A 12,706-nucleotide genomic window follows, 5' to 3' on the forward strand; every position below is an offset into this window, starting at 1 on the left:
ATTCTTCACCCGACATCGTAGTTTATGGCTCCGAAATTCGCCTCCAATAAGCCATAATTCCTGTCACAACTATCATTTTCAGACGATTCGACGACACGCGAACGGAATGGACCGCATAGATCTCAAGATTCTCGCCGAACTCCAGAAGGACGCCCGTCTGTCATTCGTCGAACTCGCACGCCGCGTCGGCCTGAGCAAGACGCCGTGCGCCGAGCGCGTGCGCAAGCTGGAGGAAAGCGGTGTCATCCGCGGCTACCACGCGGACCTCGACCCCGTCGCGATGGACCGCTCGCACGTCGTGATCGTGCAGGTGCTCCTGAGCGGCACGACCGCGCACGAGCTGAAGCTCTTCAACGAGGCAGTGCAGCGCATCCCCGAGATCCAGACCTGCCAGATGATCGCGGGCGACTTCGACTACCTGTTGACGGTGCGCACGCGGGACATCCAGACCTACCGCAGCGTGCTCGGCGAGAAGATCTCCGAGTTGCCGTGCGTCAAGCAGACGCACACCTATGTGGTGATGGAAGTGGTGAAGGACGAGAAAACGATCGAGGTCCGGACCGGCGAGGGGCGACGGTCGGGGTGAGGATTTTGGAGGGAGCACCGAGGAGAGCTTGGTTCGTGCCTGCGTGAACCACCCCGCGATCCGGCGCCCTCTGCCGGGCAGGCGCTCGGGCGGGCGCCCCGCCGGGGCGCCTTCGCCCAACTCAGGCTTCCAGGTGGTACTTCGTCACCCGCTCCACTTCCGCCGCCGAGCCGAGAACCACCGGCACGCGCTGGTGCAGCTTGCTGGGCTGAACATCGAGGATCCGTTCGCGCCCCGTTGTCGCCGCGCCGCCGGCCTGCTCGACGATCATCGCCATCGGGTTCGCCTCGTACATCAGGCGCAGCTTTCCGCCCTTGTCGCGGCACTTCTCGTCGAGCGGATACATGAAGACGCCGCCGCGGGTCAGGATGCGATGTACGTCCGCGACCATCGACGCCACCCAGCGCATGTTGAAATCCTTGCCGCGCGGCCCGGTCTTGCCCGCCTGCAGCTCGGCGACGTAACGTTGCACCGGCGGCTCCCAGAAGCGCGCGTTCGACGCGTTGATCGCAAACTCCTGCGTCTCGCTCGGCACCGTCATGAACGGATGCGTGTAGATGAAGCTGCCCATCTCGCGGTCCAGCGTGAAGCCATGCACGCCGTTGCCCACGGTCAGGATCAGCAGCGTCGACGGCCCGTACAGCGCATACCCCGCGGCGACCTGCTCGCGGCCCGGCTGCAGGAAGTTCTGCTCCGTCGGCTCGCCCTCCCCCTCGGGATTGCGCAGCACCGAAAAGATCGTGCCGACCGAGATGTTCACGTCGATGTTCGACGAACCGTCGAGCGGATCGAACAGCAGCAGGTAGCCGCCCTTCGGATAGTCGAAGGGGATCTGGTGCACCTCCTCCACCTCCTCGGAGGCCATCGCCGCGAGGTGGCCGCCCCACTCGTTGGCCTGCAGCAGGATCTCGTTCGCGATCACGTCCAGCTTCTTCTGGGCCTCGCCCTGCACGTTGTCGGTACCGGCTTCGCCCAGCACCCCGGCCAGCGCGCCCTTCGACACATTGACGCTGATCGCCTTCACCGCGCGGGCGACGACCTCGATCAGCAGACGCAGCTCGGGCGTGGTCCGGCCCGCGCGCTGCTGCTCGATCAGGAACTGGGTTAGCGTGACGCGTCGCATGAATTTGACTCCTTTTGGCTCCGGCCGGGCCGGATTGCAGATGGTGGTGCAAAGCGGAAAGGACGGATTATCCCGCGTACCGCCGCCGAGCGCATCAAGATCCGCGCCCCGTCCCGCGCGAAGGGGGTTATGATCACCGTTCGGCGGGCCTCCCCGCAGCGGCGGCGTCCGCAAAAGTCCATCACACCTATGCGCGTTCTGGTTCTCGGCGCCGGCGTCACCGGCGTCACCACCGCCTGGTACCTCGCCAGGGCGGGATTCGAAGTCAGCGTCGTCGATCGCGAACCCCAGGCGGCGCTGGAAACCAGCCGTGCCAACGGCGGCCAGATCTCCATCAGCCACCCCGAGCCGTGGGCGAACCCCGGCGCCCCGCTCACCGCGCTGCGCTGGCTCGGGCGCGAGGACGCCCCGCTCCTCTTCCGCCCGCACGCCGACAGCGCCCAGTGGCGCTGGGCGTTCGCCTTCCTGCGCGAATGCCTGCCCGGGCGCACCCGGCGCAACACGGCGGCGATCGCCAGCCTCGCCGTGCATAGCGGCCGGATGCTGCGGGCGCTACGCGCCGACACCGGCCTCGCTTACGACCACCTCGAACGGGGCATCCTGCACCTTTTCTTCACGCCGGCCGAGTTTGCGCACGCCCGCGGACGCGTCGATGAGCTCGCCGAATACGGCATCCTCGCACGCGCCTGCGATGCCGACGAATGCGTGGCCCTCGAACCGGCACTCGCCGGTGCGCGGCCGCAGATAGCCGGCGGGCTGTATGCTCCCGGCGACGAATCCGGCGACGCCTGCCGCTTCACGCAGGCGCTCGCGCGGCGCGCGGAAGAAGCCGGTGTGCGCTTTCATTACGACACGACGATCACCGGCCTGTCATGCACGCACGGCGCCATCGACGCGGTCGCAGTGCGCGACGCGCAGGGCCGCGCCGGGGCCCTCATCGCCGACGCCTACGTCGTCTGCCTCGGCAGCTACGGCCGCGCCCTCGTCGCCCCCTTGGGCGAGACCCTGCCGATCTATCCGGTCAAGGGCTACTCGATCACCGCGCCCGTGGCCGATCCTGCGCGCGCGCCCAGCGTCAGCATCACCGACGAATCGCGCCGCATCGTCTGCTCGCGCCTCGGCGACCGGCTTCGCGTGGCCGGCACCGCGGAGCTCAACGGCTTCGACACCCGCATCAACGCGACACGCTGCCAGGCCATCCTGGACTGGGTCGAAGCGCGCTTCCCCGGCGCCGCCGACCTCACGCGCGCCGAGCCCTGGACCGGCCTGCGCCCGGCGACGCCCGGCAACATCCCGCTGATCGGACGCAGCCGCATTTCCCGCCTCTGGTACAACACCGGTCACGGCACGCTCGGCTGGACGCTGGCCTGCGGCTCCGCGAGCGCCCTCGCCGACCTCATGTCCGGCCGCCGCCCGCCGGTCGAGCACTTCCCCTTCCTCGCGGGGCGGTGAGCCGGCCGGGCCGCGCGCCGGCATTTCGCTGCAACGAAACGGTCACGCCGATGACCTAGATTGGGGGCCTGGCTCACCGGACCCGGCCCATGAACATCCTGATGATCTCTGACGTGTATTTCCCGCGCATCAACGGCGTGAGCACGTCGATCCAGACCTTCCGCCACGCGCTGGCGGCGCAGGGCGTCACCAGCACCCTGATCGCCCCCGACTATCCCGGCGCGCCACCCGACGACGCAGCGCTCGACATCGTGCGCGTGCCGTCGCGCTACCTGCCCTTCGATCCCGAGGACCGCGTCATGCGGGCGGGCGCGGTCCGCGCGCTGGCCGAGCGCCTGCGCACGTGCAACTACGACCTCGTGCACATCCACACGCCCTTCGTCGCCCACTACGCCGGACGCGCCCTCGCGCGCGAGCTCGGGCTGCCCTGCATCTCGACCTATCACACCTTCTTCGAGGAATATCTCTTCCACTACGTGCGCTTCCTGCCGCGCGCGACGCTGCGCCTACTCGCGCGCCACTTCACGCGCAGCCAGTGCAACGACATGGACGCCGTCGTCGTGCCGTCCAGCGCGATGGAGCGCGTCCTCGCCGGCTACGGCGTCACCCGGCCGCGCGAAATCCTGCCGACCGGCCTGCCCGCGGAACAGTTCGTCGGCGGAGATGGCATCGCCTTCCGCGAGCGTCACGGTATCGCGCCCGACCGGCAGGTGCTGCTGTACGTCGGACGGGTCGCCCACGAGAAGAACATCGGCCTGCTGATCGGGATGGTCGACGAACTGCGCAAGCCCCACCCTGCGGTGCTGCTGCTGATCACCGGCGAAGGCCCCGCGGTTAGTGCGCTACGTGCCGAAGTGCAGCGGCGACGCCTCGAACGGCATGTGTGCTTCCTCGGTTACCTCGACCGCGGCACCGAGCTCCACGACTGCTATCGCGCCGCCGACCTCTTCGTGTTCGCGTCCCGCACGGAAACGCAGGGACTAGTGCTGCTGGAAGCGATGGCGCTGGGCACCCCCGTGGTCGCGATTGCGGCCATGGGCACGCACGACATCCTCGATCCGCAGTGCGGCGCGCGCATCGCCCCGGACGATGCGCCGGGGTTCGCGGCCGTGGTTGGCGACCTGCTGAACGACCGGGCCGGTCTCGACCGGATGGGGAACGAGGCGCGCGACTACGCGCGCCGCTGGCGTGCCGACGAGATGGCCGCACGGCTCGCGCAGGTGTACCGCCAGCATGCGAATGCAGCGGCGCAGACCGGCTACTCACCGGCCGCGCAGCTGCCCTGACGAGACTACCCGGCGGCTGAAACTACCTGATGCAGATTACTTGATGACCTTCAGGTGGCTGCGGGCGGCGCCTCGCCCCCCGGCGGGGGGCGTATCCGGCCCGCCGTCGTCCGTGCCGCCGGCGCCGGCGTCGGGAGCGGCGTCGGCCGGCTCGCCCTCTTCCGCCAGCGCATCGGCCTCGGCAATCTCGGGTTCGAACGCCATGCCGTGACCGTTCTCGCGTGCATAGATCGCGAGCACGTTGGCCACCGGCAGCGACAGCGCGTGCGCCACGCCGCCGAAGCGCGCCTGGAAGGTGATCAGGTCGTTACCCATCACCAGATGGTTGGTCGCATCCGGCGCGAGATTGAGCACGATCTGGCCGTCGCGCGCATAGCCCGGCGGGACGACCGTACGCTCATCGACGGCCACCGCGACGTAGGGCGTGAAGCCCTGATCCAGACACCAGTCGTAGATGGCCCGGACCAGGTAGGGTTTGGTGGATACCTTGCTCATGGATTACGCGGGCCTCGCCGTGCGTCAGCGACGCATGACCTTTTCGGACGGCGTCAGGGCGTCGATGAAGCCCTGGCGGCTGAAAATGCGCTCGGCGTACTTCATGAGGTTCGCCGCGGCCTTCGGCAGTTCGATGCCGTAGTGCTCGAGGCGCCACAGCAGCGGAGCGATCGCGACGTCGAGCATCGAGAACTCGTCGCCGAGCATGAACTTCTGCTTGGCGAAGATCGGCGCGAGCTGGACCAGCTGATCGCGCACGTGGGCGCGGCTCTTGTCGACGATGCCCTTCTGGTTCTTTTCCAGCGCGTCGATGTGCGAGAACAGCTCGTGCTCGAAGGTGTGCAGCAGCTGGCGGGCGCGGGCGCGCATGATCGGGTCGGGCGGCATCAGCTGCGGATGCGGAAAACGCTCGTCGATGTACTCGTTGATGATGTTCGATTCGTACAGGACGAGGTCGCGGTCCACCAGCACCGGCACCCGGTTGTACGGATTGATGACGGCAATATCTTCCGGTTTGTTGTAGAGATCGACGTCGATGACCTCGAAGTCCATCCCTTTTTCGAACAGCACGATCCGGCAGCGATGACTGAACGGATCGGTGGTGCCGGAATACAGGTTCATCATGGTGTTGCAGCTCCCGATACAAAAACAAAGCGCACCACGCGGGGTTCGCGTGGTGCGTCAGACTTCAAGGCAGCGAATCAGTTCGCGCCGACGTTCAATGAACGTCCTTCCAGTAGTTCTTCTTCAGCGCGAAGCTGAGTGCGAACAGGCCGGCGAGGAAGATCAGCACGACGACACCGATCGTCTTGCGCTTCTCGGCCACCGGCTCGCCCATCCACACGAGGAAGGAGACCAGGTCGGCGACGGTCTTGTCATACTCCTGCGCCGACAGCTTGCCGGGCTTCGCCAGTTCGAGCTCGATCGACTTGACGCCGTCGTGCTCGCTGATCTTGGCGATCTGCTCGCCCTGCAGCTCCCACAGCACGTGCGGCATGCCGACGTTCTCGAACACCTTGTTGTTCCAGCCCGTCGGACGGTTCGGGTCGCGGTAGAACTGGCGCAGGTAGGTGTACAGCCAGTCGGCGCCGCTACCGAACTCCGACGCGCGCTGACGCGCGATCAGGGTCAGGTCGGGCGGGGTCGCGCCGAACCAGGCCTTCTGCTCCTTCGGGCTGGCCGAGATCTTCATCAGGTCGCCGACGCGCTCGCCCGTAAACATCAGGTTGTCGCGGATCTCCTGCTCGGTGAGGCCGATCTGCGTCAGCGTGTTGTAGCGGACGAAGCTCGCGCTGTGGCAGTTCATGCAGTAGTTGACGAAGGTCTTGGCGCCCGCCTGCAGCGCAGCCGGGTCCTTGCTCACCGGCGCCTTGTCGAGGTGCAGCACCGCGCCGGCGGCCAGCGCCAGCGTCGGCGCGAACAGCGCCGCAGCGGCCAGGCGCTTCAGGGTCTTGATTACGCTAATAGTCATTTGGAAGTCACCCTATCCGGTTCGGGTTTGCACTTGTCGATTTTGCTGTACCAGGGCATCGCCAGGAAGAAGGCGAAATAGATCACCGAGCAGATCTGCGACACCAGCGTGCGACCGGCGGTCGGCGGCAGCACACCGAGGTAGCCGAGGATGAAGAAGGCGACGACGAAGACCGCGAGGATGCCCTTGAACAGGCCGCCCTTGTAGCGGATCGACTTCACCGGGCTGCGGTCGAGCCACGGCAGGAAGGCGATGATGACGACCGAGGCGCCCATCGCGACCACGCCCCAGAACTTCGCGTCGATGCCGAACAGCGGGTAGGTGACCGCGCGCAGGATCGAGTAGAAGGGCGTGAAGTACCACACCGGAGCGATGTGCGGCGGGGTCTTCAGCGGGTCGGCCGGGATGAAGTTGTTGTATTCGAGGAAGTAGCCGCCGCCTTCCGGCGCGAAGAACACGATCGCCGAGAAGAAGATCAGGAAGCCGACCACGCCGACGATGTCCTTCACCGTGTAGTACGGGTGGAAGGGGATGCCGTCGAGCGGGATGCCGTTGGCGTCCTTCTTCTTCTTGATCTCGACGCCGTCGGGGTTGTTCGAGCCGACTTCGTGCAGCGCGACGATGTGCGCGAGCACCAGGCCGATCAGCACCAGCGGCACGGCGATGACGTGGAAGGAGAAGAAGCGGTTGAGCGTGGCGTCGGACACGACGAAGTCGCCGCGGATCACGAGCGACAGGTCGGGACCGATGACCGGGATCGCCGAGAACAGGTTCACGATGACCTGCGCGCCCCAGAACGACATCTGGCCCCACGGCAGCAGATAGCCCATGAAGGCTTCGGCCATCAGCGCGAGGAAGATCAGGGTGCCGAAGATCCAGATCAGTTCGCGCGGCTTGCGGTAGGAACCGTAAAGCAGGCCGCGGAACATGTGCAGATACACGACGATGAAGAACGCCGAGGCGCCGGTCGAGTGCAGGTAGCGGATCAGCCAGCCGCCCGGCACTTCGCGCATGATGTACTCGACGCTGGCGAACGCGACCGGGATGCCGGAGGCGTTGAGCGAGGCGTCGGGCTTGTAGTGCATGACCAGGAAGATGCCGGTCAGGATCTGGATCACCAGCACCAGCAGCGCGAGCGAGCCGAAGAAGTACCAGAAGTTGAAGTTCTTGGGCGCGTAGTACTCGGACAGGTGCGCCTTCCAGGTCGACGTCAGCGGGAAGCGCTCATCGACCCAGTTGAGCAGTTGTTGTGATTTTGTGGTCATCGCTTAGGCCTTTGAGTCGTCACCGATGAGGATCTTCGTATCGGAAAGGTACTTGTGCGGCGGAATTTCGAGGTTGTCCGGCGCCGGCATGCTCTTGTACACGCGGCCCGACAGGTCGAAGCGCGAACCATGACAGGGACACAGGAAGCCGCCGTGCCAGTCATCACCCATGCCGCTTTCGGCGCCGACCTTGAACTTCTCGCTCGGCGAGCAGCCCAGGTGCGTGCAGATGCCGACGGCAACGAGGTACTCGGGCTTGATCGAGCGGGTCTTGTTCTTGGCGTACTCCGGCTGCATCTGCTTGTTGGACTCCGGATCGCTCACGACGCTCTCGGTCTGGTCGAGCGAAGCCAGCATTTCGGGGGTCCGGCGCAGAATCCACACCGGCTTGCCACGCCATTCAACCGTCATCATCTCGCCCGGCGCCAGCTTGCCGACATCCGCCTCGACCGGAGCACCTGCAGCCTTCGCACGCTCGGACGGCGTCAGACTGGCGACGAACGGCACAGCCGTCGCCACGGCAGCCACGCCACCGGCGGCCGACGTCGCGACCAGCAGCTGCCTGCGGCCACTGTCCATCTTCTGATCCACGCTCATGACCTCATCCCTGAAAAGAACCCCGTTTCGGGTACAAAAACCGCGGGATTCTAGCAAAAATCACGTTACTAAAAAAGGGGGAATGCCAATATCATGCCAATGACATTGGTTTCGGGCGCGCCGGTGCGCGGCGCGGCGGCTCGCACGACGGTCGTATGCTGCAGCGCAGCTTCTGCGCCGCAGCAAACTGCCTGATTACAGGGCGCGCCGCTCGACGAGGGCCTGCGCGATCGTGCCCGTGTCGGTGTGCTCGAGTTCGCCGCCGACGGGCACGCCGCGCGACAGGCGGCTCACCTTCACGCCGCGCGCGGCGAGCAGTTCGGCGATGACGTGGGCGGTGGCTTCGCCTTCGTTGGTGAAGTTGGTCGCGAGGATCACCTCGCCGACCGCGCCGTCGGCCGCGCGCGCGAGCAGCTTGTCGAGCCGCAGTTCGCGCGGGCCGATGCCGTCGAGCGGCGACAGGCGACCCATCAGCACGTAGTACAGGCCGTTGTAGACCTGGGTCTGCTCCATCATCGCGAGGTCCGCCGGCATCTCGACGACGCACAGCAGCGAATGGTCGCGCTGCGGATTGGCGCAGCGCTGGCAGACGTCGGTCTCGGAGAAGGTGTTGCAGCGTTCGCAGTGGCGCAGCACTTCGAGCGCGTGCGCGAGCGCCCGCGCGAGCCGGCCGGCGCCGCGCTGGTCCCGCTGCAACAGGTGATAGGCCATGCGCTGCGCCGACTTCGGGCCGACGCCGGGCAGCGCGCGCAGGGCTTCGATCAGGTCGTCGAGACTGGAGGGGGAACTCATCAGAACGGGAGTTTCATCCCGGGCGGCAGGTTGAGGCCGGCCGTGAAGCCCGCCATCTTCTCCTGCGTGGTCGCCTCGGCGCGGCGCACGGCGTCGTTCATCGCGGCGGCGACGAGGTCTTCGAGCATTTCCTTGTCGTCCATCACCGAGGGATCGATCGTGACGCGGCGAACGTCGTGCTTGCAGGTCATGAGGATCTTCACCATGCCGGCGCCCGCCTGCCCCTCGACTTCGACGAGGGCAAGCTGGTCCTGCATCTTCTTCATGTTTTCCTGCATCTGCTGGGCCTGCTTCATCAGGCCGGCAATTCCGCCTTTCATCATGGTGGAGTTCTCCGCAATCGGGGGTTCAAAGAGGTTTCACCGACGCTTCCACGAGGGTCGCGTCGAATCGTTCGATCAGTTCGCGCACGAAAGGATCGCTTTCGAGGGAGGCGACCGCTTCGGCGTGGCGCGCGCGGCGGTCGGCTTCGTCGCGCTGGGCGGGCGTTTCGCCCGCGATCGCGCCCACCGTGGCGCGCAGCCGGAGCGGCGTGCCGTAGAGGGATGCGAGCTGGTCCTGGATGCGCTCGACGACGCCCGGGTTCATGTCGAGCAGGTGGCGATGAGCGTTCGACAGCCGCAGCTCGATCACGCCGTTGGCGAAGCCCAGCCACTCGCAGTGCTGCGCGAACTCGCGCACCATGCCGCCGAGGCCGAGCCGGCGGATGAGGCCGTGCCAGTTGCCGGACGAGATGTCCGCCGCCGCGCCCTCGTCGGCCGCGGCGGGGAGCGATGCGGGCGCGGATGCAGGCGGCAGCGCCGGAGCTGCGGGCACGGCGTCCGCGCTGCGGGCTGCGGCGACAGCGGGCACCGCCTCGACCGGTGCGGGAGCCACAACCGGCGCCGGTTGCGGCTCCGGTGACTGCGCCGTCGGCCCGGCACTGTGGCCCGCGTAGGCCTCGGGCGGCAGGTCTTCCCAGGGCGGCACCGAGTTCGACGGTTCCGCGCGGCTTTCCGCCGACGACGGGGCGGCCGCGGGAGCTTGTGCGGCTGCCTGCGGGACGGTTTCCGCGGGCGCCGCAGCGGGCGCGGGCGGAACAGGGGGCATGCCGGCCGGCGTCGCGGCGGTTGCGGCCGGCTGCGCGACGGGACGCGGCGGCGGCATGGCGCGCGACGGCGTCGCCGGCAGGCCGCGCATCGCGCCACCGCCCCCCCCGTCGGCCGCGGGGCTGCCGAGGGCCGGTGGCTGGTCGGGGCGGAACGCGTGCAGGCGCAGCAGCGTCATCGTGAAGCCGGCGTAGTCGTCCGGCGCCAGCGGCAGCTCGTCGCGGCCGTGGATCGCGATCTGGTAGGCGAGCTGGAGGAATTCGGCGTCGAAGGCCTCGGTGTACGGCAGCACGCGCTGGCGCTCGCCCTCGTCGGCGATCGCGGCGGGCGCGAACTGGGCGAGCGCGATGCGGTTGAGCAGCGACGCGAGCGCCTGCAGCGCGGCATCGAAGGACAGGCTGCGCGTTTCCATGCGGTCGGCGACCGCCAGCAGCGCAGGGACATCGCCCGCCGCGAGCGCGTCGAGCACCGCGTAGAGGTGGTCGTCGCCGACCGTGCCGAGCATGTGCGTGACCTGCTCTTCCTCGACCTTGCCCGAGCCGTGGGCGATGGCCTGGTCGAGCAGCGACAGCGCGTCGCGCATCGAGCCGCTCGCGGCCTTCGCGAGGTGGCGCAGCGCGGGGGCCTCGAAGGGGATCGCCTCGGCCTCGAGGATGCGCGACAGGTGGTCGACGATGTGGCCCGGCGGCATCTGCTTGAGGTTGAACTGCAGGCAGCGCGACAGCACGGTGACCGGGATCTTCTGCGGATCGGTCGTCGCGAGGATGAACTTCACGTGCTCGGGCGGTTCCTCGAGGGTCTTCAGCATCGCGTTGAAGGCGTGCCCGGTGAGCATGTGCACTTCGTCGATCATGTAGACCTTGTAGCGCCCCTGCACCGGCGCATACACGGCCTTGTCGAGCAGCGCGGCCATGTCCTCGACGCCGCGGTTCGAGGCCGCGTCCATCTCGACGTAGTCGGGAAAGCGGTCGGCGTCGATCGCCTGGCAGGCGGCGCACTGGTTGCACGGTTCGGCGGTGACGCCGGTCTCGCAGTTCAGCGCCTTGGCAAGGATGCGCGAGATCGTCGTCTTGCCCACGCCGCGCGTGCCGGTGAACAGCCAGGCGTGATGCAGCCGCCCGGTCGCGAGCGCGTGGCTGAGCGCGCGGACGACGTGCTCCTGACCGACCAGCGTGGCGAAGGATTTCGGCCGCCACTTGCGTGCGAGGACTTGGTAGCTCATGGCGCGGAATTCTAGCAGAGCGCCGGAGCCGGCTCCGGGGTGATTGCTGCCTGCGCGAACGGGGCCCCGCCTTCGATGGTCGAAAGATCGCGAACAGGCACGCCAGGCTTCAAGAATCGGGCAAGGAGGCGCATATGACCGAGGGGTATCGGAATCCGACGGAATGGACCATCGGCAACGACGGGGCGGAGGCACGCGCGCCGGCGCACACGCGAAGCGTCGAGCTCCTGGCGGATCTGCTGCGCGAAGCCGATGTCCGGCTCGATGGCGACCGCCCCTGGGACATGCGCCTGCATCGCGCCGAGGCCGCGTACCGGATCCTGCTGCATGGCAGCCTGGGGCTGGGCGAGAGCTACATGGACGGCGACTGGGACGCGCCGCAGGTGGACGAGATGATCCATCGCATCGTGCGTGCGCGCCTCGACCGCCGGGTGCGCTCGCCGAAGTTCATCGGGCACGTGCTGCGCACGCACCTCATGAACCTGCAGAGCCCGCGCCGGGCGAAAATGGTCGGCGAGGTGCATTACGATCTCGGCAACGACTTCTTCGAGGCCATGCTCGATCCGCGCATGGCCTACACCTGCGGCTACTGGGCGAACGCGCAGGACCTCGCCGCGGCACAGGAGGCGAAGCTCGATCTGGTCTGCCGCAAGCTGGGCCTGCAGCCGGGGATGCGCCTGCTCGACATCGGCTGCGGCTGGGGCAGCCTGATGAAGTTCGCCGCCGAACGTTACGGCGCGCAGTGCGTGGGCCTGACGATCTCGGCGGCGCAGGCCGGCTACGGGCGCGAGCATTGCGCCGGGCTGCCCGTGGAGTTCCGCCTGACGGATTTCCGCGCCATCGACGAGCCCTTCGACCGCGTCGCCAGCCTCGGCATGTTCGAGCATGTCGGCCGCCACAACCAGCGCACCTACTTCGAGGTCGCGCGCCGCTGCCTGCGGCCCGGCGGACTGCTCCTGCTGCACACGATCGGCAACAACTACCGCAGCGCCCACACCGACCCGTGGATCGACCGCTATATCTTCCCGAACGGCGACCTCCCCTCGCTGCAGCAGATCGCGCGCGCGGTCGAGCAACTCTTCGTGATCGAGGACGTGCACAACTTCGGCGCCGACTACGACCGCACGCTGATGGCGTGGCATGCGCGCTTCGAGGCCGCGTGGCCGCGCTTCGCCGAACGTTACGGCGAGCGCTTCCACCGCATGTGGTCGTATTACCTGCGCTGCTGCGCCGGCGCCTTCCGCGCGCGCGACATGCAGCTATGGCAGATCGTGCTGTCGCCCGAAGGCGTGCCCGGCGGCTACCGGCGGCCGGCGTGAGCGGCGGGCC

General features: G+C 67.6%; 13 protein-coding genes. 4 read left to right on the forward strand and 9 right to left on the reverse strand.

Annotated features, from left to right (window positions below):
• Nucleotides 1-106 precede the first annotated feature (106 nt).
• Entirely contained in the window at nucleotides 107-586 is a 480-nt protein-coding gene (locus tag GPA22_RS14185; RefSeq protein ID WP_169256712.1) for a winged helix-turn-helix transcriptional regulator, read from the forward strand.
• Between the two features lie 121 nt (nucleotides 587-707).
• Here GPA22_RS14185 and GPA22_RS14190 read toward each other — a convergent pair whose 3' ends face one another.
• Nucleotides 708-1,709 carry a class 1 fructose-bisphosphatase gene (locus tag GPA22_RS14190; RefSeq protein ID WP_169256713.1) on the reverse strand — a complete coding sequence of 334 codons (1,002 nt, stop codon included), beginning with the start codon at nucleotides 1,707-1,709 and terminating at the stop codon, nucleotides 708-710.
• A 189-nt stretch (nucleotides 1,710-1,898) separates the two neighbouring features.
• Here GPA22_RS14190 and GPA22_RS14195 point away from each other — a divergent pair, with 189 nt between their 5' ends.
• On the forward strand, nucleotides 1,899-3,161 hold the full coding sequence (locus GPA22_RS14195; protein ID WP_246264383.1) for a D-amino acid dehydrogenase: 1,263 nt from the start codon (nucleotides 1,899-1,901) through the stop codon (nucleotides 3,159-3,161).
• An 89-nt stretch (nucleotides 3,162-3,250) separates the two neighbouring features.
• Nucleotides 3,251-4,447, forward strand: a complete 1,197-nt coding sequence (locus GPA22_RS14200) for a glycosyltransferase (RefSeq protein WP_169256715.1) — start codon at nucleotides 3,251-3,253, stop codon at nucleotides 4,445-4,447.
• Between the two features lie 36 nt (nucleotides 4,448-4,483).
• On the opposite strand, the gene GPA22_RS14205 is transcribed toward GPA22_RS14200, so the two are convergent.
• From GPA22_RS14205 to dnaX, 8 genes are all read right to left on the reverse strand, one after another.
• The gene (locus tag GPA22_RS14205; protein WP_169256716.1) at nucleotides 4,484-4,942 is read right to left on the reverse strand and encodes a ClpXP protease specificity-enhancing factor; all 459 of its coding nucleotides are present in this window, start codon (nucleotides 4,940-4,942) and stop codon (nucleotides 4,484-4,486) included.
• Nucleotides 4,943-4,966: 24 nt separating this feature from the next.
• The gene (locus GPA22_RS14210) at nucleotides 4,967-5,566 is read right to left on the reverse strand and encodes a glutathione S-transferase N-terminal domain-containing protein (RefSeq protein WP_169256717.1); all 600 of its coding nucleotides are present in this window, start codon (nucleotides 5,564-5,566) and stop codon (nucleotides 4,967-4,969) included.
• Between the two features lie 94 nt (nucleotides 5,567-5,660).
• Nucleotides 5,661-6,413 carry a cytochrome c1 gene (locus GPA22_RS14215; RefSeq protein ID WP_169256718.1) on the reverse strand — a complete coding sequence of 251 codons (753 nt, stop codon included), beginning with the start codon at nucleotides 6,411-6,413 and terminating at the stop codon, nucleotides 5,661-5,663.
• Nucleotides 6,410-7,678, reverse strand: a complete 1,269-nt coding sequence (locus GPA22_RS14220) for a cytochrome b (protein WP_169256719.1) — start codon at nucleotides 7,676-7,678, stop codon at nucleotides 6,410-6,412. Before GPA22_RS14220 ends, GPA22_RS14215 begins: the two co-directional genes overlap by 4 nt.
• A 3-nt stretch (nucleotides 7,679-7,681) precedes the next feature.
• Complete coding sequence (petA, locus tag GPA22_RS14225) at nucleotides 7,682-8,275, reverse strand: ubiquinol-cytochrome c reductase iron-sulfur subunit (RefSeq protein ID WP_169256720.1); 594 nt, start codon at nucleotides 8,273-8,275, stop codon at nucleotides 7,682-7,684.
• Between the two features lie 195 nt (nucleotides 8,276-8,470).
• Entirely contained in the window at nucleotides 8,471-9,067 is a 597-nt protein-coding gene (recR, locus tag GPA22_RS14230; RefSeq protein WP_169256721.1) for a recombination mediator RecR, read from the reverse strand.
• A complete protein-coding gene (locus tag GPA22_RS14235) occupies nucleotides 9,067-9,390 on the reverse strand; it encodes a YbaB/EbfC family nucleoid-associated protein (RefSeq protein WP_121427542.1) in 324 nt (107 codons plus the stop codon). The genes recR and GPA22_RS14235 overlap by 1 nt, the downstream gene beginning before the upstream one ends.
• A 25-nt stretch (nucleotides 9,391-9,415) precedes the next feature.
• The gene (gene dnaX / locus GPA22_RS14240) at nucleotides 9,416-11,377 is read right to left on the reverse strand and encodes a DNA polymerase III subunit gamma/tau (RefSeq protein ID WP_169256722.1); all 1,962 of its coding nucleotides are present in this window, start codon (nucleotides 11,375-11,377) and stop codon (nucleotides 9,416-9,418) included.
• 134 nt (nucleotides 11,378-11,511) lie between these two features.
• Between dnaX and cfa the strand changes: the two genes are divergently transcribed.
• Nucleotides 11,512-12,696, forward strand: coding sequence for a cyclopropane fatty acyl phospholipid synthase (cfa, locus tag GPA22_RS14245; protein WP_169256723.1), 1,185 nt, complete (start codon nucleotides 11,512-11,514; stop codon nucleotides 12,694-12,696).
• Nucleotides 12,697-12,706 lie beyond the last annotated feature (10 nt).

Origin of the sequence: Aromatoleum toluvorans, assembly GCF_012910905.1 — a bacterium.
In the GTDB taxonomy this organism is placed as follows: Bacteria; Pseudomonadota; Gammaproteobacteria; order Burkholderiales; family Rhodocyclaceae; genus Aromatoleum; species Aromatoleum toluvorans.

Excerpts from the sequence above, each read along its gene's own strand:
- GPA22_RS14185 (WP_169256712.1), top strand. The coding sequence starts at position 107 with ATGGACCGCATAGATCTCAAGATTCTCGCCGAACTCCAGAAGGACGCC.
- GPA22_RS14190 (WP_169256713.1), bottom strand. The coding sequence starts at position 1,709 with ATGCGACGCGTCACGCTAACCCAGTTCCTGATCGAGCAGCAGCGCGCG.
- GPA22_RS14195 (WP_246264383.1), top strand. The coding sequence starts at position 1,899 with ATGCGCGTTCTGGTTCTCGGCGCCGGCGTCACCGGCGTCACCACCGCC.
- GPA22_RS14200 (WP_169256715.1), top strand. The coding sequence starts at position 3,251 with ATGAACATCCTGATGATCTCTGACGTGTATTTCCCGCGCATCAACGGC.
- GPA22_RS14205 (WP_169256716.1), bottom strand. The coding sequence starts at position 4,942 with ATGAGCAAGGTATCCACCAAACCCTACCTGGTCCGGGCCATCTACGAC.
- GPA22_RS14210 (WP_169256717.1), bottom strand. The coding sequence starts at position 5,566 with ATGATGAACCTGTATTCCGGCACCACCGATCCGTTCAGTCATCGCTGC.
- GPA22_RS14215 (WP_169256718.1), bottom strand. The coding sequence starts at position 6,413 with ATGACTATTAGCGTAATCAAGACCCTGAAGCGCCTGGCCGCTGCGGCG.
- GPA22_RS14220 (WP_169256719.1), bottom strand. The coding sequence starts at position 7,678 with ATGACCACAAAATCACAACAACTGCTCAACTGGGTCGATGAGCGCTTC.
- petA (WP_169256720.1), bottom strand. The coding sequence starts at position 8,275 with ATGAGCGTGGATCAGAAGATGGACAGTGGCCGCAGGCAGCTGCTGGTC.
- recR (WP_169256721.1), bottom strand. The coding sequence starts at position 9,067 with ATGAGTTCCCCCTCCAGTCTCGACGACCTGATCGAAGCCCTGCGCGCG.
- GPA22_RS14235 (WP_121427542.1), bottom strand. The coding sequence starts at position 9,390 with ATGATGAAAGGCGGAATTGCCGGCCTGATGAAGCAGGCCCAGCAGATG.
- dnaX (WP_169256722.1), bottom strand. The coding sequence starts at position 11,377 with ATGAGCTACCAAGTCCTCGCACGCAAGTGGCGGCCGAAATCCTTCGCC.
- cfa (WP_169256723.1), top strand. The coding sequence starts at position 11,512 with ATGACCGAGGGGTATCGGAATCCGACGGAATGGACCATCGGCAACGAC.